The organism is Mycobacterium sp. BK086, assembly GCA_004362315.1.
Classification (GTDB): domain Bacteria; phylum Actinomycetota; class Actinomycetes; order Mycobacteriales; family Mycobacteriaceae; genus Mycobacterium.
Genome location: SNWL01000004.1, coordinates 357,946 through 377,406, shown reverse-complemented (window position 1 = coordinate 377,406; position 19,461 = coordinate 357,946). Strand labels below are relative to the sequence as shown.

Annotated in this window: 22 protein-coding genes; 10 read left to right on the top strand and 12 right to left on the bottom strand. The window is 65.7% G+C overall.

The window, feature by feature from the left end:
* The first annotated feature begins 2 nt into the window (after window positions 1-2).
* Window positions 3-1,160: a steroid 3-ketoacyl-CoA thiolase FadA6 gene (gene fadA6, locus EV580_RS12495; protein WP_133691492.1), complete on the top strand. Its 1,158-nt coding sequence runs from the start codon at window positions 3-5 to the stop codon at window positions 1,158-1,160.
* 28 nt (window positions 1,161-1,188) lie between these two features.
* On the opposite strand, the gene EV580_RS12490 is transcribed toward fadA6, so the two are convergent.
* From EV580_RS12490 to echA20, 7 genes are read right to left on the bottom strand one after another with little or no spacing between them, the layout of a single operon-like run.
* Window positions 1,189-2,301 carry an NDMA-dependent alcohol dehydrogenase gene (locus EV580_RS12490; protein ID WP_133691491.1) on the bottom strand — a complete coding sequence of 371 codons (1,113 nt, stop codon included), beginning with the start codon at window positions 2,299-2,301 and terminating at the stop codon, window positions 1,189-1,191.
* Window positions 2,302-2,352: 51 nt separating this feature from the next.
* Entirely contained in the window at window positions 2,353-3,099 is a 747-nt protein-coding gene (locus EV580_RS12485) for a hypothetical protein (RefSeq protein ID WP_133691490.1), read from the bottom strand.
* Window positions 3,096-3,728 carry a SatD family protein gene (locus EV580_RS12480; protein ID WP_133691489.1) on the bottom strand — a complete coding sequence of 211 codons (633 nt, stop codon included), beginning with the start codon at window positions 3,726-3,728 and terminating at the stop codon, window positions 3,096-3,098. Before EV580_RS12480 ends, EV580_RS12485 begins: the two co-directional genes overlap by 4 nt.
* A gap of 43 nt (window positions 3,729-3,771) precedes the next feature.
* The gene (ipdC, locus tag EV580_RS12475) at window positions 3,772-4,833 is read right to left on the bottom strand and encodes a (3aS,4S,5R,7aS)-5-hydroxy-7a-methyl-1-oxo-octahydro-1H-indene-4-carboxyl-CoA dehydrogenase (RefSeq protein ID WP_133691488.1); all 1,062 of its coding nucleotides are present in this window, start codon (window positions 4,831-4,833) and stop codon (window positions 3,772-3,774) included.
* Window positions 4,830-5,576, bottom strand: a complete 747-nt coding sequence (gene ipdB / locus EV580_RS12470; protein ID WP_133691487.1) for a cholesterol ring-cleaving hydrolase subunit IpdB — start codon at window positions 5,574-5,576, stop codon at window positions 4,830-4,832. Before ipdB ends, ipdC begins: the two co-directional genes overlap by 4 nt.
* Window positions 5,573-6,451: a cholesterol ring-cleaving hydrolase subunit IpdA gene (gene ipdA / locus EV580_RS12465; RefSeq protein ID WP_133691486.1), complete on the bottom strand. Its 879-nt coding sequence runs from the start codon at window positions 6,449-6,451 to the stop codon at window positions 5,573-5,575. The genes ipdB and ipdA overlap by 4 nt, the downstream gene beginning before the upstream one ends.
* Window positions 6,451-7,206, bottom strand: a complete 756-nt coding sequence (gene echA20, locus EV580_RS12460; RefSeq protein WP_133691485.1) for a (7aS)-7a-methyl-1,5-dioxo-2,3,5,6,7,7a-hexahydro-1H-indene-carboxyl-CoA hydrolase — start codon at window positions 7,204-7,206, stop codon at window positions 6,451-6,453. Before echA20 ends, ipdA begins: the two co-directional genes overlap by 1 nt.
* Window positions 7,207-7,275: 69 nt before the next feature.
* On the opposite strand from echA20, the gene EV580_RS12450 reads away from it, so the two are divergent.
* Window positions 7,276-8,055 carry an SDR family oxidoreductase gene (locus tag EV580_RS12450; protein ID WP_133691483.1) on the top strand — a complete coding sequence of 260 codons (780 nt, stop codon included), beginning with the start codon at window positions 7,276-7,278 and terminating at the stop codon, window positions 8,053-8,055.
* Between the two features lie 13 nt (window positions 8,056-8,068).
* Complete coding sequence (locus EV580_RS12445) at window positions 8,069-8,974, top strand: SDR family oxidoreductase (protein WP_133691482.1); 906 nt, start codon at window positions 8,069-8,071, stop codon at window positions 8,972-8,974.
* Window position 8,975: 1 nt separating this feature from the next.
* Here EV580_RS12445 and EV580_RS12440 read toward each other — a convergent pair whose 3' ends face one another.
* The 4 genes from EV580_RS12440 to EV580_RS12425 form a co-directional block, all read right to left on the bottom strand.
* Complete coding sequence (locus EV580_RS12440) at window positions 8,976-9,380, bottom strand: nitroreductase family deazaflavin-dependent oxidoreductase (protein ID WP_133692212.1); 405 nt, start codon at window positions 9,378-9,380, stop codon at window positions 8,976-8,978.
* Window positions 9,381-9,450: 70 nt separating this feature from the next.
* Window positions 9,451-9,909, bottom strand: coding sequence for a nitroreductase family deazaflavin-dependent oxidoreductase (locus EV580_RS12435; RefSeq protein ID WP_133691481.1), 459 nt, complete (start codon window positions 9,907-9,909; stop codon window positions 9,451-9,453).
* 27 nt (window positions 9,910-9,936) lie between these two features.
* A complete protein-coding gene (locus tag EV580_RS12430) occupies window positions 9,937-10,311 on the bottom strand; it encodes a DUF8021 domain-containing protein (RefSeq protein WP_133691480.1) in 375 nt (124 codons plus the stop codon).
* On the bottom strand, window positions 10,311-11,474 hold the full coding sequence (locus EV580_RS12425) for a steroid 3-ketoacyl-CoA thiolase (protein ID WP_133691479.1): 1,164 nt from the start codon (window positions 11,472-11,474) through the stop codon (window positions 10,311-10,313). The genes EV580_RS12430 and EV580_RS12425 overlap by 1 nt, the downstream gene beginning before the upstream one ends.
* Window positions 11,475-11,667: 193 nt before the next feature.
* Between EV580_RS12425 and EV580_RS12420 the strand changes: the two genes are divergently transcribed.
* The 7 genes from EV580_RS12420 (at window position 11,668) to EV580_RS12390 (ending at window position 18,610) form a co-directional block, all read left to right on the top strand.
* Window positions 11,668-12,909: a cytochrome P450 gene (locus tag EV580_RS12420; RefSeq protein ID WP_133691478.1), complete on the top strand. Its 1,242-nt coding sequence runs from the start codon at window positions 11,668-11,670 to the stop codon at window positions 12,907-12,909.
* Window positions 12,910-12,941: 32 nt separating this feature from the next.
* On the top strand, window positions 12,942-13,949 hold the full coding sequence (locus tag EV580_RS12415) for an acyl-CoA dehydrogenase family protein (RefSeq protein WP_133691477.1): 1,008 nt from the start codon (window positions 12,942-12,944) through the stop codon (window positions 13,947-13,949).
* Window positions 13,949-15,112, top strand: a complete 1,164-nt coding sequence (gene fadE29, locus EV580_RS12410; RefSeq protein ID WP_133691476.1) for an acyl-CoA dehydrogenase FadE29 — start codon at window positions 13,949-13,951, stop codon at window positions 15,110-15,112. Before EV580_RS12415 ends, fadE29 begins: the two co-directional genes overlap by 1 nt.
* Window positions 15,109-16,077, top strand: a complete 969-nt coding sequence (locus EV580_RS12405) for a bifunctional MaoC family dehydratase N-terminal/OB-fold nucleic acid binding domain-containing protein (protein ID WP_133691475.1) — start codon at window positions 15,109-15,111, stop codon at window positions 16,075-16,077. Before fadE29 ends, EV580_RS12405 begins: the two co-directional genes overlap by 4 nt.
* Entirely contained in the window at window positions 16,074-16,475 is a 402-nt protein-coding gene (locus EV580_RS12400; RefSeq protein WP_133691474.1) for a MaoC family dehydratase, read from the top strand. Before EV580_RS12405 ends, EV580_RS12400 begins: the two co-directional genes overlap by 4 nt.
* Window positions 16,475-17,641: a 17-hydroxy-3-oxo-4-pregnene-20-carboxyl-CoA lyase gene (gene ltp2 / locus EV580_RS12395; protein ID WP_133691473.1), complete on the top strand. Its 1,167-nt coding sequence runs from the start codon at window positions 16,475-16,477 to the stop codon at window positions 17,639-17,641. Before EV580_RS12400 ends, ltp2 begins: the two co-directional genes overlap by 1 nt.
* A 99-nt stretch (window positions 17,642-17,740) precedes the next feature.
* The gene (locus EV580_RS12390; protein WP_133691472.1) at window positions 17,741-18,610 is read left to right on the top strand and encodes an endonuclease domain-containing protein; all 870 of its coding nucleotides are present in this window, start codon (window positions 17,741-17,743) and stop codon (window positions 18,608-18,610) included.
* 80 nt (window positions 18,611-18,690) lie between these two features.
* On the opposite strand, the gene EV580_RS12385 is transcribed toward EV580_RS12390, so the two are convergent.
* Entirely contained in the window at window positions 18,691-19,329 is a 639-nt protein-coding gene (locus EV580_RS12385) for a hypothetical protein (RefSeq protein ID WP_133691471.1), read from the bottom strand.
* Between the last annotated feature and the right edge of the window lie 132 nt (window positions 19,330-19,461).

Below are 19,461 nucleotides of genomic sequence, written 5' to 3'. Positions count from 1 at the left end.
ACATGGCCCCCGCATCACAGGCATACGTCATCGACGCCGTACGCACCGCGGTCGGCAAGCGAAACGGATCGCTCGCCCCCGTCCACCCCATCGACCTCGGTGTGGCGGCGTACCGCGGCATCTTCGATCGGGTCGACGTCGACCCGGGCGCCGTCGATGACGTGGTGGCCGGATGCTTGGACACCATCGGGCCGCAGGCCGGCAACATCGCCCGCAACACCTGGCTGGCCGCCGGATTCCCCGAAGAGGTGCCCGGTGTCACCGTCGACCGCCAGTGCGGTTCGAGCCAGCAGGCGATTTCCTTTGGCGCACAGGCGATCATGTCCGGTACCGCCGACCTGATCCTGGCCGCCGGCATGCAGAACATGAGCCGCATCCCGATCTCGTCGGCGATGACCGTCGCCGAGCAGTTCGGCTTCACGTCGCCGACCAACGAATCGGAGAACTGGCTGCACCGCTACGGCGATCAGGAGGTCTCCCAGTTCCGTGGCGCCGAGATGATCGCCGAGAAGTGGGGTCTGTCCCGCGAGGAGATGGAGGAATTCTCCAAGGGCAGTCACGACAAGGCCTTCGCCGCCATCCGCGCCGGCAACTTCGAGAACGAGATCATCCCGGTCGGCGAGTTCCGCACCGATGAAGGACCACGTGAGTCGACCCTGGAGAAGCTGGCCAGCCTCAAGACGCTGCGTGAGGGTGGCCGGCTGACCGCCGCGATGGCCAGCCAGATCTCCGACGGCGCCAGCGCGGTGCTGCTCGCCAGCGAGCAGGCCGTCAAGGACCACAAGCTGACCCCGCGCGCCCGCATTCACCACATCAGCGCCCGCGGTGCCGACCCGGTGTTCATGCTCACCGGCCCGATCCCGGCGACGAAGTACGCACTCGACAAGGCCGGCCTCACGATCGACGACATCGACGTCGTCGAGATCAACGAGGCGTTCGCGCCGGTGGTGATGGCCTGGCTCAAGGAGACCAAGGCCGACCCGGAGAAGGTCAACCCCAACGGGGGCGCGATCGCGCTCGGCCACCCGCTCGGCGCCACCGGTGCCAAGCTGTTCGCCACCATGCTCAACGAGCTCGAGCGTCGCGGCGGCCGCTACGGCCTGCAGACGATGTGTGAGGGTGGCGGCACCGCCAACGTCACGATCATCGAACGGCTCTAACGACTTTCACCTGCTCGTCGGCCGCGCGTCAGTGCTCGTGGAGGACCACGCCACGGATGTTGCGGCCGGCGAGCATGTCGTCGTAGGCGTTGTTGATCTCGCCCAGCTTGTATTCGTGGGTGACGGTCTCGTCGAGCAGTAGCTTGCCCTCGCGGTAGAGGCTGAGCAGCTTGGGGATGTCGGCGCGCGGATTCGCCTGTCCGTAGAGGCTGCCGAGCAACCGCTTTTGGAAGAGCGTGAACATCGTCATCGGCAGCACCGGCGTCACGTCGGTCATCGCCGCCAATGCGGTCAGCACCACGGTGCCGCCCTTGCTGACCAGTTCGAGCGCCTGATTGATCATCTCGCCTTTGACGAGCCCGACGGTCAATAGTGCGGAGTCGGCCATCACGCCCTTGGTCAGCTCACGGACCAGCTCGGTCCCTTCCTCGATCGAGGTCGCGAAGTGCGTGGCGCCGAACAGAAATGCCTTGTCCCGCTTGCTCTCCACGATGTCGATCACGACGATCTTCTCCGCGCCGGCCAGCCGCGCGCCCTGGATGGCGCCACTACCGATACCACCACAGCCGATCACCACCACGGTGTCGCCGGGCCGCACGTCGGCGGTGTTGACCGCCGAGCCCCAGCCGGTGGTGACGCCACACCCGAGCAGGCACGCCCGGGTCAGCGGAATGTCCTCGTCGATCTTCACCAGCGACGCCTCCGGCACCGTGCCATACGGGGCGAAGGTGCCCAAACCGATTGCGGCGAAGATGTCTTGGCCGCGGGCGTGGCGCCGGAAGGTGCCATCGGGTTGCAGGCCAGTGAGGATCTCGGCACCCATATCGCACAGGTTCGACTTACCCGTCGCGCACCAGCGGCAGCGTCCGCAGGCGGGCAGGAACGCGGCCACGATGTGGTCACCGACTTTCAGGTCCCGAACCCCCGGGCCGACCTCGAGGACGACGCCCGCGCCTTCGTGGCCGCCGATCAACGGAATGGGTGCGACCAGATCGCCGTCACGGATGTGGTGATCGGAATGGCACAGCCCGGTGGCTTCGAACGAGACGAGCACCTCGCCGTCCTGCGGCGGATCGAGCTCGACTTCCTCGACGTTCCAGTCTTGCCCGTACTCCCACAGGATGGCGGCATTCATTTTCATGGTGCACAACGTTATGACTCGACGCCGTCCCGCGACGACGATTCGGGCAAGCTAGCCCGCGGCGGTCAGCGCGAGCCCGCCGAGCGCGACGATCCAACTCGCGAAGCTGCCCACCAAGAAGTACTCGGTGACGTCGTCGATCCCGATACCGCCGTTCTCCCGGGCTCTTTGGGCGTTGATCTCCGGGAACCGGATGATGCTCTTGGCCGCCACCACCGCGGTCGCCGCGGCCAGTTGCCCGGCCAGGGCCAGCCCTAGAATCAGCAGCCGCTCCATCGGGCCGAGCAGCCGCCCGCCCTTGAGGCGATCCGACGGCTGGGGCTCATCGGCCGGCCGGATCGAGCCCACCGATCCGAGCAGCAGCCTGACCAGCTGATTGCCCGTCATCAATTGCAACAGAATCACCCCGCCCACCAACATGATTCGGGTCGGATCGGCGGATTCGAGACCGGTCACCGAGGCCCAGCCCGCCCACGCCTTGACTGGCCCGGCCACCGGCGAACCGAATCCGGACAGCGCGATCAGCGCCGCAAGGACGGCGGCGAACAGCACCAAGGGCATGGCCTGCCTGCGACCGCCCACCCGCTCGGCGTGGTTGCATGACAGCTGCCACGCAACGCTGGCCACCACGGCGATACCGACCAGAAGCAGGTCGCCGAGATGCCACAGCCCGCACAGCGCGGCGACCGTCACCGCGACCAGCGGTCCGGTGAGGACGGCCGGCCAGCGACGAGTCGTCAACCGCCGAACGATGTCGGCGCAACCGATGGCGATCAGCAGCACGGCAACGCCACTCACTGAACTGCCCGCAACTGTTCGGACGCCAGCACCAGCAGATCCAGCCCGTCGCGCGCGGTCCGCTGCGACACCGCTGATGCGCTGATGCCTTCCATGGCTGCCAGTTCCTTCTTCGTCTTGTGCTCGACAAGCCCCCGCAGCAGTCGCAGGGACCGGGCATCTACCGATCCAAGCAGGTGGTCCCGACACAAAAGCGCGGCGTTGACGGCGTCGGGATCCGGCCCGGTGTCGCCGTGGCGGCGGTAGGCCGTGCGCACTGCGGCCAGTGCGGGCTGTTGTTGGGCCGTCGCCGTCCATTCGATGGCGTCGCGCGCCGACCACCAGCCTGGGCCGTCCTGGATACCGGTGCCCGCGTCGAGCACGGTCACCTCGCCCCAGCCGATCCCGAACCGCACATCGATATCGGGAGCCAGAGCCAATCGCACGGTGAGGGCGGCGTCGATCGCGGCGCCGACCGTCGGGTAGCTGCCCTGGAACTCGTCGCCGACGGTGAATGCCAGGGGAGTGCCGGCCAGTATCGCCGTGATCCGGCGATGCAGCCGACCGCGGTCGGACGCGTGCCGTGACCCGACAACGTCGCCGATCAGCGCCGCGCGTACCGATGAAGCGGTACGCTTCACTCCCGCCATTTGAAGAGTATAGCTTCATTTCTTAAAAATGAAGCAAATAGCTTTACTCGATGAACGCCGCGGCGGCCTGCAGATGTGTGACGGCGTCGGCAACGATCGCCGGGACCAGCTCGGCGCACGACGGCAGGCTCTCGATGATCCCGGCGACCTGCCCGGAGGCCAGCACACCCGCTTCAGTGTTGCCCTCGACCAATCCGGCCTTCAACAGCATCGGGGTATTGGCGGCCATCAGCACCTGCGACCAGGTGAGGTCCTTACCGTGGCGCATCGCCAAGCCGTCGCGGATCATCCCGGTCCAGGTCATCTGCGACATCTTCTTGAACTTGGCCGCGTTGCGCACCGCCGCGGTGAAACCACGGATCGGTGAGCCGCTTTCGAGCTTCTCCACCAGCTCAGTGCGCAGGACGCGGTGCGGCATGCCGTCCACGCGCGTGGACACCACGGTGCCGTCGAGAGCGGCCGTCAGGTACCGCTGCTTGACCTCTTCGGGCACAGTCGAATCCGACGTCAGCAGGAATCGGGTGCCCATCGCCACGCCCGCCGCGCCGTACGACAGTGCCGCGGCCAGGCCGCGTCCGTCGAAGAAGCCGCCGGCGGCGATCACCGGGATGTCCACCGCGTCGAGGACCGAGGGCAGCAGCAGCGTGGTGGCGACCGGACCGGTATGGCCGCCGCCCTCACCACCCTGCACGATCACGGCGTCGGCGCCCCAGCTCGCCACCTTGCGTGCATGCTTGGCCGCGCCGACCGACGGAATCACCACGGAGCCGGCCTCTTTGAGCTTCGCGATCAGCTCCTGCTTGGGAGCCAGCGCGAACGAGGCGACCTTGACCCCTTCGCGGATCATCAGGTCGACACGATCGGGAGCGTCGGCGCCGTCGGCTCTGATGTTGACCCCGAACGGCTTGTCCGTGGCGGCCTTGACCTTCTTGATGGCGGTCGCGAGCTCGTCGATCGTCATGGTCGCCGAAGCCAGGATGCCCAGGCCGCCCGCGTTGGACGTGGCCGACACCAGCCGCGCACCGGCGACCCAGCCCATCCCGGTCTGCACGACGGGATGCTCGATGCCGATCAGCTCGGTCAGCGGGGTCTTGATGTGACTCATCGAACCTCTTTGTCCCGCAGGTTCTTCGGATCGATGACCTCTTGTAGCAGCTTCTGCTCCTCGGCGGAGGGCAGGCGGCTGGTCTCGGCCTCCCCAAGGCCGTGCACCTCGAAGGAGGTGTTCTCGGCGACCTCGTCGGCGGTGACGCCCGGATGCAGCGAGACCGCGCGCATCTGGTGGTCGGGCCCGTTGAAGTCGAAGACGCCGAGGTTGCTCACCACGCGAAAGACATTGACGAAGCGGTAGGCCGGGTTGTTCGGATCGATTTTGTCCCAGCCGATTCCGGAGACGATGTCGACGGACTCGCCGAACACCCGCTTGGAGTGGTTGCCGACCCAGTAGCTGGTGGCGTGGTTGATGCTGTTGCCCGGTGCGCCGCGCACGCCGAACATCTGGCGCGTCGGGTGCTGTAGCGGGCCGAACGCCGACAGGTTCTGGTTGCCGTAGCGGTCGATCTGGTTGGCGCCCATCACCACGTGGCGTCGACCCCAGGACAGCGTCTCGAAGACGCGGCCGAACGGCATCCAGCCCTCGATCGCTCCGGTGGCGCCCATCGCCGGGGTGTCGGCGAGAATGCGGGCCTCGCCGTCGGTCAGCAGGATGTCGGGGGAGAAGGTCAGGCGGGCCAATCGGGCGCCGATCGACACCATGTTGGCCATCGGGCTGACCATGATTTCGCCTGCGTCGCGGAATAATTCGGCGCAGGCGACGGCGCACACCTCGGCGCGGGTTGCGGAGATCATGCTTGCTCCTCCTTGAACTTGCGCACGGCGGCTTGGTAGTCGGCTTCGCTGCCGGACAGGTAGGTCGAGACGAACTCGGCCCAGGTCTCGTCGGATGCGGCGGCCTCGGCGTAGTGCCGCTGGAACTTCTCGTCGCGGCGGTAGTCGGGCTCGGCGGTGGTGAAGTGCGCGCCGCCCGGTGCCTCGACGACCTTGTCGACCATCATCCGGTTGATCAGCAGGGCCTGGGGCGGAACAGATTTCACCAGTTCTTCGGTGGACACCACCTTCTCCACCGACAGTAGACGCTTCTGCGCCGACATCAGGAACAGGTCGTCGAAGTACGGGTCGATCCCGGTGTAGGCGGCATTGCCTTGTGCGTCACCGAGGTTCAGGTGTGCGAACGCGACGTCCAGGTTCAGCGCGGGCATGGCGACGAGCTCTTCGTAGCCGTCGCCGGTGGGATAGGGGGACTTGACGGTCTTGAGCTCGTCACCCCAGAACGCCCGCACGTCGCTGCCCAAGCCGGCTCGGATTGGCAGGAATGGCAGCCGCTGCGCTGCTGCCTGCAGCCCGCAGCGCAGCATGCCCTCGTCCATCTCGCGCGATTCGATCGCGCCGGTGGTGCGGGCCTTGGCGAACCACGGATCGTAGAACGGTGGCGAATCCAGCGACACGAAGCCGTAGTAGACGCGCTTGACCTTGCCCGCCGAGCACAGCAGGCCCAGATCGGGGCCGCCGTAGGTGACAACGGTCAGGTCGGTGACGTCGGTGCGCAGCAGCGCCCGGATGAAGGCCATCGGCTTGCGTCGGGAGCCCCAGCCGCCGATACCGATCGTCATGCCGCTCTCGACGACCGAGACGGCCTCATCGAGAGTCGTTCTCTTATCAGACATTATTTCGACCCCTTGTCGGTGCCGGCGAACGCGTCGCGGTGCTCATCGGAGACGCCGGCAAGGTTCAGTTCGAACGTGAAGCCCTGCTCCATTCGGTATCTCGCGTTGACCGGCTGGATGTCGATGAAGTTCAGCGCCTCCTTGGCGGCCCGGATCACCCGGGTGTCCTTGGATGCGATGTCGCGGGCGACGCGCAGTGCGGCCTCGTCGAGATCGGCGCGCGGTACCACCTCGTGCACCGAACCGAAGTGGTGCAGAGTCTCCGCACTCACGGTCGCGGCGGTGAAGAACAGCCGGCGCATCATGTGCTGGGGCACCAGTCGCGACAGGTGGGTGGCCGCGCCGAGGGCGCCGCGCTCTACCTCGGGCAGGCCGAACTTCGCATCGTCCGAGGCGACGATCACGTCGGCATTGCCGACCAGACCGATACCGCCGCCGACGCAGAATCCGTTGACCGCGGCCACGACGGGAACCTCGCACTCGTACACCGCGCGGAACGCGTGGAAGCACCCGCGGTTGGCGTCGATCAGGGCGGTGAAGCCCTCGGTGTTCTGCATCTCCTTGATGTCGACGCCGGCGTTGAAGCCGCGGCCCTCGGCGCGAAGGATCACCACGTGGGTGCTCATGTCGCGGCCCGCCGCGGTGATGGCGTCGCCGAGTTCGAACCAGCCGCGGGAGGGAATGGCATTGACGGGCGGATAGTCCACCGTGACGGCGACAATGCCCGGCTCGACGGTCTTGGACGTGATGGTCATCGGGATACCTGAGCCACTTCCTGGATGGGGTGGATACCTAAGCAAGCACTTGCTTGGTACGCTAGCACAGTGACCGACGCCGCTGACACGGGTATCAATCTGCAATTGAGTGGTCGGGTCGTCCTCGTGACCGGTGGTGTGCGAGGTGTCGGCGCGGGGATCAGCGCCGTCTTCGCGGCCCAGGGTGCGACCGTCATCACCTGCGCCCGGCGGCCGGTCGAAGGATCGCCGTACGAGTTCCGCGCCTGCGATATCCGCGACGACGAGGCCGTCAAGGCCCTCATCGACGGGATCGTCGCCGAGCACGGTCGCCTCGACGTCGTGGTGAACAACGCCGGCGGCTCACCTTATGTTCTGGCCGCCGATGCGTCGGCGAAGTTCAGCCTCAGGATCGTGGAGCTCAACCTGCTTGGTGCGCTGTCGGTTTCGCAACACGCCAACGCCGTGATGCAGAACCAGGACTCCGGTGGCTCGATCATCAACATCACCAGCGTCAGCGGCAGGCGGCCCACACCGGGCACCGTCGCGTACGGGGCGGCCAAGGCCGGCATGGAGAACATGACCACCACGCTCGCCGTGGAATGGGCACCCAAGGTGCGGGTCAACTCCGTCGTCGTCGGCATGGTCGAGACCGAGCAATCCGAACTCTTCTACGGTGACGCCGATTCGATCGCCGCGATTTCCAAGAACGTGCCGCTGGGCAGGCTGGCCAAACCCGAGGATATCGGTTGGGCCACAGCATTTCTCGCCTCTCCCGCGGCGTCCTACATCAGTGGTGCGTCACTCGAGGTGCACGGTGGCGGGGAACCGCCGCACTACCTGTCGACCACCACTGCCGACATCAAATAAGGAGACATCTTCAATGGCACTTCTCGACGGTCGCGTGGTCATCGTGACGGGCGCTGGCGGCGGCATCGGGCGGGCGCACGCGCTCGCCTTCGCGGCTGAGGGCGCGCGCGTGGTGGTCAACGACATCGGCGTCGGCCTGGACGGTTCGCCCGCCGGCGGCGGTAGCGCGGCCCAGGGTGTTGTCGACGAAATCGTCGCCGCCGGTGGGGAAGCCGTCGCCAATGGTTCCAACGTCGCGGACTGGGCGCAGGCCGAGGCGCTGATCCAGACCGCCGTCGATTCGTTCGGTGGGCTCGACGTTCTGGTGAACAACGCCGGCATCGTGCGGGACCGGATGTTCGTCAACGCCACCGAAGACGAGTTCGATGCCGTCACCGCGGTGCACCTCAAGGGACACTTCGCCACCATGAAGCACGCCGGAGCGTACTGGCGCGCGCAGTCCAAGGCGGGCAATGCCGTCGACGCCCGCATCATCAACACCAGCTCCGGTGCCGGCCTGCAGGGCAGCGTCGGGCAGGCGACCTACAGCGCGTCGAAGGCGGGTATCGCCGCGCTGACCCTGGTGGCCGCAGCTGAGATGGGCCGCTTCGGCGTCACCGTCAACGCGATCGCGCCGTCGGCCCGCACCCGGATGACCGAGACCGTGTTCGCGGACATGATGGCCACGCAGGACAGCGATTTCGACGCCATGGCGCCCGAGAACGTCTCGCCGCTGGTGGTGTGGCTGGGCAGCGTGCAGTCCAAGGATGTCACCGGTCAGGTGTTCGAGGTCGAGGGCGGCATCATCCGCGTCGCCGAGGGCTGGAACCGTGGCGGGACCATCGACAAGGGTGCCCGTTGGGATCCCGCCGAGCTCGGCCCGGTGGTCAGCGACCTGATCGCCAAGTCGCGCACCCCGCTTCCGGTCTTCGGCGCCTAGCTCAGATCGGCTCGCACACCACCAGCGGGATCCGGCGATCCGCCGCCTCTTGATACCCCTTGTACGGCGGGTAGATTCGCGTGAGCTTGCGCCAATAAAGCCGTCGCTCGTCGTCGGTGGCGTCGCGCGCGGTCATATCCCGCACGTTGTCGCGCACCTGAACCCGCACCTTCGGGTCGGCCTTCAGATTGAGATACCACGCGGGATTGCTACTGCGTCCGCCATAGGACGCCGGCAACACCACGCGCTCGCCGTCCTGCACATACAGCGTCGCGGTGATGCGCGGCTCGCCGGACTTGCGCCCCGTCGTCGTCACGAGTGCGGCGGGAAACCACAGGAGCTTGGCACCCCATCTGCCGTTCGTCCGGCGATACACCGCGATGTGCGCGCGAGCGAAGGCCTTCATTGCCTTCTTGAGGAAGACCGAATTGCGGATGGGGTGGGACCGTTGGCTCACGCCAATGAATTGCCCAGCTTTACGGATCGCAAATCACGATGGGGATGACCCGGTCGGTCCAGGCCTTGTAATCCTCGAAGCTCGAGTACATCTCGACCAGCTTCGGCCAGTACTCGGCGCGCTCCTCTTCGGTTGCGTCACGGGCGGTCAGGTACAGGATCTCGTCCTTGATCTGGACGGTGATCTTCGGGTCGGCCTTGAGGTTGAGGTACCACATCGGGTGCTTGGCGGCGCCGCCCTGCGAGGCGACCAGCACCACGCGGTCACCTTCGCGCAGGAACAGCAGCGGGCTCACCCGCGGCTCACCGGTCTTGCGACCGGTCGTGGTCAACAACGCCACCGGTGCGCCCTGCAGGAAACTGCCGGCGACCTTGCCGCCGCTGCGCTTGTACAAGAAGGTCTGCGCCCGCGACATCCACTTGATGATGAATTTGGTGGTCGGCGAGTTCAGCGACTTGGGGGCAGGCTTGGTGGACATGTCGGCACTCCTGGTGCGTGGCGTGAGTTAGCGCTTGATGAACGGGCGGACGCGCGCGTGGATGTGATGGATCTTGCCATCAGCGACCGGAATCAGGAACGTCTCGTCGATGCGCGCGGCGACTCGCCGTCCCGCCAGCCTCGGCTTGGTGACGAGCTCGAACTGGGCGCGGACCTCGTCGCCGTTCACGCTGAACTGCGGTTCGGTGATCTCCTTGATGACCTTGTACTGCGGAGCGCGATTGAGGTCGCGGCGCAACTGATCTCCGGAGAACCCGGTCTTGATCCCGAATTCGATGCGAGTGCAGCCCGGCGCGAACGGCACATCGTCGGCCTGATGACTGGCCAGCGCCTCGATATAGGCGCGCGCCGCCGCGATCCGCTCTTCGTCGGTTGCGGGCACTAGATCCGCTCGATGATCGTGCCGGTCGACAGCGCGCCGCCGGCACACATGGTGATCAGCGCGGTGCTCTGGTCGGTGCGCTCCAACTCGTGCAGCGCCGTGGTGATCAACCGGCTGCCGGTGCTACCGACCGGGTGGCCCAGGGCGATGGCGCCGCCGTTGACGTTGACCTTCTCCATATCGGCTTCGTGGACCTGGGCCCAGCTCAGCACGACCGACGCGAACGCCTCGTTGATCTCGACCAGGTCGATATCGCCCAGCTTCATGCCGGCCTTGTCCAGCACCCGTTGGGTGGACTGCACCGGGCCGTCGAGGTGGTAGTAGGTCTCGGAGCCGACGAGGGCTTGGCTGATGATGCGGGCGCGGGGCTTCAGTCCCAGCGCGCGGGCCTTGTCTTCGTCCATCCACAGCACCGCCGCGGCGCCGTCGGAGATCTGCGACGAGGTGCCCGCGGTATGGATGGCGCCTTCCATCACCGGCCGGAGCCCGGCCAGGCCCTCCATCGTGGTGTCGCGCAGTCCCTGGTCGCGGCTGACCATGTGGCGCTCCGCGGTGGGCTGCTTGTTCTCGTCGATCACCGGCGCCTCGATCGGCGAGATCTCGCGGTCGAAGCGGTTCTCGTCCCAGGCGCGCTTGGCTCGTTGCTGCGAGAGGAACCCGAGGTGGTCGAGATCTTCGCGAGTGAGGCCGCGGCGCTTGGCAATGCGCTCGGCGGCGGTGAACTGATCGGGCATGTCGATATCCCACGATGCGGCGCGGATCAGCGAACGGTCCGGCCCGGCGTTGGCGCCGAGACCCACGCGGCTCATCGCCTCGATGCCACAGGCGATGCCGACGTCGATGGCGCCGGAGGCAATGAGCCCGGCGATGAGGTGGTTGGCTTGCTGCGCGCTGCCGCACTGGCAGTCGACGGTGGTGGCACCGATCTGCTCGGGCAATCCCGCCGTCAGCCACGCCACCCGGGTGATGTTGTTGGACTGCTCGCCGTACTGCGTGACGCAACCGCCGATGACCTGCTCGACCTCTCCTGCGTCGACACCGGCCTTGTCGATCACGGCCTTCTGGACGGCGCCCAACAATTCGGTCGCGTGCAGACCGGACAGCCAACCGCCCCTCTTACCGATGGGGCTGCGGGTGGCTTCGACGATGACAGGATTACCCATGAGGTCAGGCTAGAACACGTTTCATTACTCTGACAAGCGAGGATGGCAGTGCTGACCTGGGCGTCCCTTTGATCTGCGAAGGAGCCGTGTTTCAATGGTCACAAAGCCGGTCAGAAACTGAACTAGACCACGTTGTAACCGGCGCCGTTCAGCGATATGCGAATCGGTGCGACACCTGTTGGAGGACATGACTATGGGCCGCTCGAATGTGCCTGACGATTTCGATTTCCTGGACGCCAACCTCAACCTCGAGCGGCTTCCTGTCGCCGAGCTTGCCGAGCTTCGCAAGGCGGAGCCGGTGCACTGGGTTGATGTGCCCGGCGGCACTGGGGGATTCGGCGACAAGGGCTATTGGATCGTCACGAAGCACGCCGACGTCAAGGATGTGTCGAAGCGCAGCGATGTCTTCGGCAGCTCGCCCGATGGCGCGATCCCGACCTGGCCGCAGGGCATGGAGCGAAGCGCGATCGATCTGCAGAAGGCCGTCCTGCTGAACATGGATGCGCCGCAACACACTCGGCTGCGCAAGATCATCTCGCGTGGTTTCACCCCGCGGGTGGTCGCTCGTCTGAAGGACGAGCTCGATCAGCGCGCGCAGAGCATCGTGAAGGAAGCCGCCGCGAACGGCAGCGGCGACTTCGTCGAGCAGGTCAGCTGCGAGTTGCCGCTGCAGGCGATCGCCGGGTTGCTGGGCGTGCCCCAGGAGGATCGCGACAAACTGTTCCGCTGGTCCAACGAGATGACCGCCGGTGAGGACCCGGAATACGCCGACGTCGACCCGGCGATGTCCTCGTTCGAGCTGATCACCTACGCCATGAAGATGGCCGAGGAGCGCGCGAAGAACCCCACCGAGGACATCGTCACGAAGTTGATCGAAGCGGATATCGACGGCGAGAAGCTTTCCGACGACGAGTTCGGCTTCTTCGTCGTGATGCTCGCGGTGGCCGGTAACGAGACCACGCGCAACTCGATCACCCACGGCATGATCGCGTTCGCCGCAAATCCCGATCAGTGGGAGCTGTACAAGAAGGAACGTCCCGAGACCGCAGCCGATGAGATCATCCGCTGGGCGACTCCGGTGTCAGCGTTCCAGCGCACCGCGCTCGAGGACACGGAGTTGGCGGGTGTGCCGATCAAGAAGGGCGAGCGAGTGGTGATGTCGTATCGCTCGGCCAACTTCGACGAGGAGGTCTTCGAAGACCCCTTCTCCTTCAACATCCTTCGGGACCCGAACCCGCACGTCGGGTTCGGCGGTACCGGAGCGCATTTCTGCATCGGCGCCAATCTCGCCCGCATGACGATTAACCTCATCTTCAATGCGGTCGCCGACAACATGCCCGATCTCAAACCACTTGGTGAACCCGAACGTCTGATGTCGGGTTGGCTCAACGGAATCAAGCACTGGCAGGTCGACTACACCGGCGCTTCCGCCTAAGCGCAATCGCTGAGAATCAAGGAGGATTCTTCGTGGACTTCAGTCCGGACGAAGGGCAGCAGGCAGTCACCGATGTGGTGACGTCCGCGCTCGAACGCGACAACAGTTGGGACGCGCTGGTCGCCGGCGGCATCGTGGCGTTCGGCGTCCCGGAGCGCCTCGGCGGAGACGGCCTCGGCCTGGCCGAGATCACATCAGCGCTGACCCAGATCGGTAGGTTCGGCAATGTCAGCCCGGCATTCGCGACCCTCGGCCTGGGTCTGCTTCCGCTGCTGGACTTGGCATCTGACGAACAGCAGGACCGCTATCTGGCCGGTGTGGCCAAGGGTGCGGTACTGACCGCCGCGCTCAACGAGCCGGGGCATTCACTGCCCGAGCTGCCTGCCACGAAGCTGTCTGGCGGCAAGCTCAACGGCACCAAGCTCGGCGTCCCCTACGCCGAGAAGGCGGAGTGGATCGTCGTCAGCACCGACAGCGGCATTGTCGTGGTGTCGCCCACCGCATCTGGTGTCTCGCTGACCCAGACGCCGACGGCGAATCACTCCGACGAATACGTCGTGACGTTCGCCGACACTCCGGTCGCCGACGCAGATGTGTTGGGCGGCAGCGATTCCGTGCACCGGGTCAATCAACTGGTGCTCGCCGCCGTCGGCGCCTATGCGGCCGGACTGGTGGCCGGTGCGCTGCGGCTGACCGCCGACTACGTCGCCACCCGCGAACAGTTCGGCAAGCCGCTCTCGACGTTCCAGACCGTCGCCGCCCAGCTGGCCGAGATCTACATCGCCTCGCGGACCATCACACTCGCATCGAACTCGGTGTCCTGGTTGCTGTCGGAGGGCCGGGACGCGACCACTGACCTTGACGTCCTTGGCTATTGGGTGACGTCGCAGGCGCCGCCGGTGATGCAGCTGTGCCATCACCTGCACGGCGGCATGGGGATGGACATCGACTACCCGATGGATCGGTACTACTCGTCGATCAAGGATCTGACCCGGCTGTTGGGTGGTAAACAACACCGGCTGGAACTGGTGGGAGCGTAATGTTTATCGAGCTGACGCCCGAGCAGAAGCAGCTGCAAGCCGAACTGCGCGAATACTTTTCGAACCTCATCTCGCCCGAAGAGCACAAGGCGATGGAGTCCGATCGGCACAACGAGGCCTACCGGGCGATCATCAAGCGAATGGGCTCCGACGGCAAGCTGGGTGCCGGCTGGCCCAAGGAGTACGGCGGCCTCGGCTACGGTCCGATCGAGCAGTCGATCTTCGTCAACGAGGCCCAGCGTGCCGACGTGCCGCTGCCCGCGGTGACGCTGCAGACCGTCGGGCCGACGCTGCAGCAGTACGGCACCGAAGCGCAGAAGAAGAAGTTCCTGCCCGCGATCCTGGCCGGCGAGGTGCACTTCGCGATCGGCTACACCGAGCCCGAGGCCGGCACCGACCTGGCGTCGCTGCGGACCACGGCGGTCAAGCAGGGTGACGAGTACATCGTCAATGGCCAGAAGGTCTTCACCACCGGTGGACATGACGCCGACTACGTCTGGCTGGCCTGCCGTACCGATCCGGAAGCCGTGAAGCACAAGGGCATTTCGATTCTGATCGTCGACACCAAGGATCCGGGTTATTCCTGGACGCCGATGATCCTGTCCGACGGTGCGCATCACACCAACGCGACGTACTACAGCGACGTGCGGGTGCCCGCCGACATGCTCGTCGGCGAGGAGAACGGCGGCTGGCGGCTGATCACCACGCAGCTCAACAACGAGCGCGTGATGCTCGGACCCGCCGGACGCTTTGCGGCGCTGTACGACCGTGTGCATGCCTGGGCGTCCAAGCCCGGCAGCAACGGGGACACTCCGCTGGATCACGACGACGTCAAGCGCTCGCTGGGCGAGCTCAAGGCGATGTGGCGCATCAACGAACTGCTCAACTGGCAGGTGGCGGCGTCCGGAGAGAACATCGACGTTGCCGACGCGGCGGCTACCAAGGTCTTCGGCACCGAGCGCATTCAGTACGCGGGCCGACTGGCCGAGGAAATCGTTGGAGCACACGGCAATCCGGCGGACCCGGATACCGCGGAAATACTCAAGTGGCTGGACAGCCAGACCAAGCGCAACTTGGTGATCACATTCGGTGGTGGAGTGAACGAGGTGATGCGGGAGATGATCGCGGCTTCTGGTCTGAAGGTCCCGAGGGTGCCCCGGTGAGCGCCGTCGACGACATCAAGGCCGCCGCCGAGCGGGTCAAGGCCGAAGGCAAGAGCAAGCCGCGGGTGGGCCGGCATCCGGTCAACCAGCCGATGATCGACCACTGGCTCGACGCGATCGGTGACAAGAACCCGATCTACGGCGACGAGGCAGCCGCGAAGGAGGCCGGCCATCCCGGTCTCGTCGCGCCGCCCGCGATGATCCAGGTTTGGACGATGATGGGGCTGGGCGGTGTCCGTCCCGATGACGATCCGCTGGGCAAGATCATCGAATTGTTCGACGACGCAGGCTATATCGGCGTCGTCGCAACCAACTGCGAGCAGAAATACCATCGGTATCTGCGCCAGGGCGAAGAGGTCAGTGTCGCGGCCGAACTGACCGATGTCGTCGGCCCGAAGCAGACCGCGCTCGGCGAGGCGTTCTTCATCACGCAGACCATCACCTGGTCGGTCGGTGACGAGGATGTCGCCGAAATGATGTGGCGCATCATGAAGTTCATCCCCTCAGATAAAGAGGCCAAGGCGTCGGGCTCATCTGTTCCCGATGACCTCGATGCGGATTCCGCCATGCGCCCGGCGTCGTCGAAGGACACCAAGTTCTTCTGGGACGGCGTCAACGCACACGAACTGCGCATCCAGAAGCGCGACGATGGAACGCTGGTCCACCCGCCGGTCCCCGCACTGTGGGCCGACAAGGAGGCGCCGACCGATTACGTCGTCGCCAGCGGCAAGGGCACCGTCTTCAGCTTCGTGGTGCACCACGCACCCAAGGTGCCAGGCCGCACACTGCCGTTCGTCATCGCCCTCGTCGAACTCGAGGAGGGTGTGAAGATGCTCGGCGAGCTGCGCAACGTCGATCCGTCGACGGTGAAGATCGGAATGCCGGTCAGCGCAATGTATATCGACTTCCCGGCCAACGATGTCGGGCCCGCCTGGACCAACTACGCGTGGGAGCCGGCCAAATGAGCGCACCTGTGATCGAGGTCGGCACCAAGCTGCCCGAGCTCAAGTTCTACGGTGACCCGACGTTCATCGTCTCGACGGCGATCGCCACCCGGGATTACCAGGACGTGCACCACGACCGGGACAAGGCGCAAGCCAAGGGTTCCAAGGACATCTTCGTCAACATCCTCACCGACACCGGTCTGGTGCAGCGGTTCATCACCGACTGGGCCGGGCCGACCGCTGTCATCAAGTCGATCGGTCTGCGCCTGGGTGTGCCCTGGTACGCCTACGACACGGTGACGTTCACCGGTGAGGTCACTGCAGTGGAGGACGGTTTGATTTCGCTGAAGATCGTGGGCAGCAACAGTCTTGGTGATCACGTGATCGCCAACGCGACGCTCACGATCGGTGCCGCGTAATGCCGGGCGGGTTGAGCGGCAAGGCCGCGATCGTCGGCATCGGCGCGACCGACTTCTCCAAGAACTCCGGACGCAGCGAGCTGAGGCTGGCCTCGGAGGCCGTGCTGGATGCCTTGGACGATGCGGGTCTCACGCCTGCCGACGTCGACGGTATGACGACGTTCACGATGGACTCGAACACCGAGGTGGCCATCGCACGGGCCACCGGCATCGGCGAGCTGAAGTTCTTCTCCAAGATCCACCACGGTGGCGGCGCGGCCTGCGCGACCGTTCAGCAGGCGGCCATCGCGGTGGCCACCGGTGTCGCGGATTGTGTTGTGGCATACCGGGCTTTCAACGAGCGCTCCGGGATGCGGTTCGGCCAGGTGCAGATGCGACTGGTCGAAAATGCCGACTCCACCGGCGTGGACAACTCGTTCTCCTACCCGCACGGGCTGTCGACGCCGGCGGCGCAGGTGGCGATGATCGCGCAGCGCTACATGCACCTCTCGGGTGCGACGAGCCGCGATTTCGGTGCGGTGTCGGTGGCGGACCGCAAGCACGCCGCCAACAACCCGAAGGCCTACTTCTACGAGAAGCCGATCACGATCGAGGACCATCAGGCCTCGCGGTGGATCGCCGAGCCGCTGCGGCTGCTGGATTGCTGCCAGGAGACCGATGGCGGTGTGGCACTGGTGATCACGTCGCCGGAGCGGGCCAAGGACTTGAAGCACCGGCCCGCGATCATCGAGGCGGCGTCGCAGGGTTCGAGCCCGAATCAATACTCGATGACGAGCTACTACCGGCCCGAGCTCGGACTGCCGGAGATGGGGCTCGTCGGCAGGCAGCTGTGGGAGCAGTCCGGTCTGACGCCCGCCGATATCCAGACCGCGATCCTCTACGACCACTTCACCCCCTTCACTCTGATTCAGTTGGAGGAGTTGGGGTTCTGCGCCCAGGGTGACGCCAAGGACTACATCAAGGACGGTGCGCTGGAGCTCGGCGGACGGTTGCCGATCAACACGCACGGCGGTCAGCTGGGCGAGGCATACATCCACGGCATGAACGGCATCGCGGAGGGCGTGCGCCAGCTTCGCGGCACGTCCGTCAACCCCGTGCCGAACGTCGAGCACGTGCTCGTCACCGCCGGCACGGGTGTGCCGACCTCCGGCCTGATCCTGGGCTAGCTTTTCGCCGAGCGTCACACCAGAGTCACCTTCGACACCGAGCGTGACTCTGGTGTGACGCTCGCGGCGGTTGTCGGTGGCTGGCGGCACACTGCCGCCATGAGTGAGCCGTTCATCGGGAGCGAGGCCGTCGCGGCCGGAGACATCACCAAGAGTTCTCTCCGTCGCCGCTTCACCCGCCTGTTCCCTGACGTCTACGTCCCGTCGGGGTTCGAGCCGACCGCGCGGGACCTCGCGCGCGCCGGCTGGCTATGGTCGGGGCGGAAGGCGGTGATTGCTGGTCGCTCGGCAGCAGCACTCCTCGGCGCGGAGTGGATCGACGGCAGCACACCCGTCGACCTGATCCACGAAAATCGGAATCGGTTGTCCGGCATTGCTGTACGAGGCGATCGCGTCGAAGGAGACGAGGTTCAGCTGATGCGCGGGATGCCGGTGACCACGCCGTTGCGCACCGCGCTCGACCTCGCTTGTTGGTATCCGCCCCGCACTGCGCTGATCTATTTGGACGCGCTCGCCCGCGCGACTTCCTTCGACCTCGGTGACGTCGGGATACTTGCGCAACGGTATCCGGGCCGTCGTGGCAGTCGTGTCGCCCGTGAGACTGTGCAACTCGTCGATGCGGGAGCCCAGTCTCCCAAAGAAACCTGGTTGCGGCTGCTCTTGATCGAGGCCGGCCTGCCAAGGCCGCAGACCCAGATCCCGGTCCATGACCAGTTCGGCGAACTGGTGGGCTACCTCGACATGGGTTGGGAGGACGTCAAGGTCGCGGCCGAGTACGACGGAGAGCAACACCGTACAGACCGCTGGCAGTACTCCCGCGATGTTCGTCGACACGCGATGCTGGAGGAGTTGGGCTGGATCGTGATTCGGGTGCTGGCCGGCGATCGTCCGGTCGACATCGTCCGGAAGGTCCGAGCCGCTATCGCTCGCCGAGCGTCACTCCAGAGTCACGTTGGGCGCTCAGCGTGACTCTGGAGTGACGCTCGGCGGAAAACGAACGCCGCGGCAGAAGTCCGAAGACTCCCACCGCGGCGTTACGTTCGAACGAATTAGGACAGGTTGTTCTTGATCTGGGTGTCCTGCATCTTGGCGATCGCCAGTGCCGTGTCCGGCTGCACCGGATCGTTCGGGTTGCTCGAGAACTCGATGTTCGCGAGCGCCTTGCCCTGGGTGAAGTAGACCTCGGTGATCGCCTTCGAGCCGTCAGGCGACTTGCCGGTGGCGATGAGGCCGTTGCCTGCGTCGCCGACATCAGCCGGCTGCGGTGCCCCGTCAACTTCCTTGGGCAGCTCGGCCTTGGACGACTCCAGAGCCTTGAGCGCCCCGGCGGCGTCCTCGCTCACGACGATGGCGAAGACGATGGTCTGGTTTGCGGTCGGGTTGGTCATCGACTGCACGATGCCGTTGATCCCGTTGGGATTGACCTGGGGCTCACCCGCGGTGAAGCTGGGGTCGATGTCGGAAGCCTTCAGCAGCAGTTTGCTGTAGTCGCCTCCCGCGGCCGCCGGGCTGGCAGGAGCACTCGTGGTCTCCGATGCGGCGGCCGACGTCGTTGCTGCAGCCGAGGTCGACGACGATGACGACGACGATGAGGATTCCTTGTCGTCTCCACCGCAGCCGACAGCTGCCGTGCCCACCAGCAATGCCACGCCGATCAAGCCGACAGTCTTGGCCTGCGCAATCTTCATGAGGTTCCTTCCGTAAGCGGCATCGATCTTTGCCTTGCCTAACTTAGTACAGCCAGGTCGGCCGCGTACGGGGACACTCGCCAAAGTTGACGCGCGCGTCACGGAGTGCGGGTTCCACCCGGTGCAGGCGAG

Excerpts from the sequence above, each read along its gene's own strand:
- fadA6 (WP_133691492.1), top strand. The coding sequence starts at position 3 with ATGGCCCCCGCATCACAGGCATACGTCATCGACGCCGTACGCACCGCG.
- EV580_RS12490 (WP_133691491.1), bottom strand. The coding sequence starts at position 2,301 with ATGAAAATGAATGCCGCCATCCTGTGGGAGTACGGGCAAGACTGGAAC.
- EV580_RS12480 (WP_133691489.1), bottom strand. The coding sequence starts at position 3,728 with ATGGCGGGAGTGAAGCGTACCGCTTCATCGGTACGCGCGGCGCTGATC.
- ipdC (WP_133691488.1), bottom strand. The coding sequence starts at position 4,833 with ATGAGTCACATCAAGACCCCGCTGACCGAGCTGATCGGCATCGAGCAT.
- ipdB (WP_133691487.1), bottom strand. The coding sequence starts at position 5,576 with ATGATCTCCGCAACCCGCGCCGAGGTGTGCGCCGTCGCCTGCGCCGAA.
- ipdA (WP_133691486.1), bottom strand. The coding sequence starts at position 6,451 with ATGTCTGATAAGAGAACGACTCTCGATGAGGCCGTCTCGGTCGTCGAG.
- echA20 (WP_133691485.1), bottom strand. The coding sequence starts at position 7,206 with ATGACCATCACGTCCAAGACCGTCGAGCCGGGCATTGTCGCCGTCACG.
- EV580_RS12445 (WP_133691482.1), top strand. The coding sequence starts at position 8,069 with ATGGCACTTCTCGACGGTCGCGTGGTCATCGTGACGGGCGCTGGCGGC.
- EV580_RS12440 (WP_133692212.1), bottom strand. The coding sequence starts at position 9,380 with ATGAAGGCCTTCGCTCGCGCGCACATCGCGGTGTATCGCCGGACGAAC.
- EV580_RS12435 (WP_133691481.1), bottom strand. The coding sequence starts at position 9,909 with ATGTCCACCAAGCCTGCCCCCAAGTCGCTGAACTCGCCGACCACCAAA.
- EV580_RS12425 (WP_133691479.1), bottom strand. The coding sequence starts at position 11,474 with ATGGGTAATCCTGTCATCGTCGAAGCCACCCGCAGCCCCATCGGTAAG.
- EV580_RS12420 (WP_133691478.1), top strand. The coding sequence starts at position 11,668 with ATGGGCCGCTCGAATGTGCCTGACGATTTCGATTTCCTGGACGCCAAC.
- fadE29 (WP_133691476.1), top strand. The coding sequence starts at position 13,949 with ATGTTTATCGAGCTGACGCCCGAGCAGAAGCAGCTGCAAGCCGAACTG.
- EV580_RS12400 (WP_133691474.1), top strand. The coding sequence starts at position 16,074 with ATGAGCGCACCTGTGATCGAGGTCGGCACCAAGCTGCCCGAGCTCAAG.
- ltp2 (WP_133691473.1), top strand. The coding sequence starts at position 16,475 with ATGCCGGGCGGGTTGAGCGGCAAGGCCGCGATCGTCGGCATCGGCGCG.
- EV580_RS12390 (WP_133691472.1), top strand. The coding sequence starts at position 17,741 with ATGAGTGAGCCGTTCATCGGGAGCGAGGCCGTCGCGGCCGGAGACATC.
- EV580_RS12385 (WP_133691471.1), bottom strand. The coding sequence starts at position 19,329 with ATGAAGATTGCGCAGGCCAAGACTGTCGGCTTGATCGGCGTGGCATTG.